Annotated in this window: 3 protein-coding genes and 1 pseudogene; 3 read left to right on the forward strand and 1 reads right to left on the reverse strand. The window is 66.0% G+C overall.

Annotation, left to right across the window (positions count from 1 at the left end; all coding sequences use genetic code 11):
• Positions 1 to 406, forward strand: a 406-nt coding sequence (locus IG69_RS21845) for an integrase core domain-containing protein (protein ID WP_245616201.1), incomplete at its 5' end; no start/stop codon positions are given.
• Here the strand turns inward: IG69_RS21845 and IG69_RS0119335 are convergent.
• A pseudogene (locus IG69_RS0119335) lies at positions 381 to 896 on the reverse strand (dihydrofolate reductase family protein); the annotation flags it as partial. The gene IG69_RS21845 and the pseudogene IG69_RS0119335 sit on opposite strands and share 26 nt — an antisense overlap.
• Positions 897 to 1,500: 604 nt before the next feature.
• Here IG69_RS0119335 and IG69_RS0119345 point away from each other — a divergent pair.
• Positions 1,501 to 1,899: a DUF6069 family protein gene (locus IG69_RS0119345; RefSeq protein ID WP_157577740.1), complete on the forward strand. Its 399-nt coding sequence runs from the start codon at positions 1,501 to 1,503 to the stop codon at positions 1,897 to 1,899.
• Between the two features lie 72 nt (positions 1,900 to 1,971).
• The coding region (locus IG69_RS0119350) for a hypothetical protein (RefSeq protein WP_030529803.1) at positions 1,972 to 2,256 on the forward strand (285 nt) is incomplete at its 3' end.

Consider the following 2,256-nt stretch of genomic DNA (forward strand, 5'->3'; position numbering starts at 1 on the left):
CCGGCAACGCACCGGCGCCGACCTCGGATCCGTTGTGGCACACAGCGACCGAGGCAGCCAGTACGTCAGCATCCGCCACACCGAACGCCTCGCCCAGGCCGGGATCGCCGCCTCTGTCGGCTCGGTCGGCGACTCCTACGACAACGCTTTGGCCGAGTCCATCAACGGTCTGTACAAGACCGAACTCGTCAAACCGCGCGGGCCGTGGCGCACCGCTGACGCCGTCGAGTACGCCACCGCCGAGTGGGTCGACTGGTTCAACCATCGCCGCCTGTACGAGTACTGCGGACCTGCGTCACTTGGGGGCCAGGCTCGAACAGTTGCAGGTCGAGCTCGGCAGGCACGCCGTTGGCGGCGAACAGGCGCGTGCCTTGGCCGAGCAATACTGGGACCTGGTGCAGCATGAGGACGTCGATGAGGTCGGCCCTCAGGAACTGCTGGATGATGCTGGCGCTTCCCATGATCACCACGCTCCCGGAGTTGGCCCGCTGGCGAGCGTGGGCGAGTATCTCTTGGGCGCTGCCGCTGATAAAGGTGAAGAGGGCGCCATTGCGTTGAACCGGGTCGCGCTGTTCGTGGGTGACGACGACGACGGGGGAGGAGAAGACGTCGTCGTCTCCCCACGGCTCCTGGCCAGCGTCGAGGGTCGTACGGCCGAAGACCACGACGCCAGCGCGGCGAAACTCGGCGATGAGGTGGTCGTTGTAACCGTTCTCCGCGTTGCTGTCGAAGTCGTACATCCACCGGTGCAGGCGGCGCAGATCGTTACCAGGCCCGGAAGAGAACCCGTCGATCGAGACCGAGGCAAAGGCGATGACGTGGTCCGTGACGTCCTTTGGATGTAGTGGCTGAAGTGGTGGGCTGGGCCGGACCCCGCGCGGTGACCGCTTAATCACTCCGGCCGCCTACGTCCGTCGGCAGGATAACAAGATGACGATTGACGCGGGTCAGGACCCGGGGCTGCGCACCAAGCTCGCGCTTCGCGGGCGACAAGTCAGGTCCGGGACCGGCGAGGCCGTCCAGGGTGTTTAGCGCGGTGGCCATGAATCCGTCTCGGGGATGGTCTACGTGGTGGCAGAGGTGGTCTGCGGCGCCGTCGCGGGTCGCCGCACCAGGATGCCGAGAGCACCATGGTGTAGCTGATCAAGAGACTGTGAGGATGTAGCCGGTGTTCACGCTCCCGCTCCAGGGCTGGTCTCCTCGGCCTCGGCCCAGGTGGGTTGGACAGGGGCGGGCGGTCGGTCGTCGAGGGGAGCATGCGTATCGGGCATGGCACGAGCGTGGCCTGTGCGGTCGGTCGCCCGTAGGGACATTGATCCCATGCTGGGACGGACCTTCGTGCTCTGCGCCCGAACGGGATGGGTCCGGGTGAGGTCAGCCCGGCGGGACATTGGTACCACACAACCAGGGACAGTCTCCCCTGATCACACGGTGTCGGCGATCGTAGCGTCGAAGCTATACCGGCCTGATCAAGGAGATGTGATGAGTTCGCTTCGACCCGTGCCCACCAGCGTCCGGCGGAGGGTTCCATGGATCGTGGACCTGGCCTCGGTCGTGGCGGCTGCTGTGTGTGCTCTCGTCACCTGGTTCTTCGTCGTCAAGCTACCGGGTGTGGACCTCACGGTTGAGGTCGGCGGTGATCGTCAGGTGGTGAGTGTGGGGGACATCGTGTTCGCGGCGCTGGTCTCTGCTGCAGCTGGATTCGGCCTCTTGCGGTTCCTGGAGCGACTCATGGACCGGCCGCTGCGGCTATGGTCGGTCATTGCGGTGCTGGTTGCTGTCGCGTCGATGCTCGGCGCTGGTAGTGCGCTCACCACGTCCTCGGCGGTAGCCCTGATGTCGTTGCACTCCGTTGTTGCGGCGGTGGTCATCGTCGCCGCCTGGCGCAGCCGTTCCTGACATCCGGGAGTTCTGGTCGTGGGCGCTGTGTCCCTGGTTCGGGTAGCGCTGGGGCCGACATATCGTGACGTCATGAGACGAGGTGGTGTCGTCGCGCTGCGCAACGCCGCCGTCCTGATTTGGGTGCCGGTCCTCATGGCGAAGCCGCTTCTGGATGCTCCCGCGGGGTTGCTCGCGGGCGTGCTGAACGTGCTCATGGTCCTCTTCGCTGCTGGAGCGTGTGTCCTCGCCGTTCTGGACAGCTGGCCTTCGCCGACGTCAAGGGCGAACTGGGCCTGGTTGGCGCTGGCTGTGACCGTGCTGGCGGGTTCGTGGATGTGGAGCGCCTGGTCGCCGGTGTGGCTCCTGGTGGCCATG

The organism is Phycicoccus jejuensis, assembly GCF_000720925.1.
GTDB classification, from domain to species: Bacteria; Actinomycetota; Actinomycetes; order Actinomycetales; family Dermatophilaceae; genus Phycicoccus; species Phycicoccus jejuensis.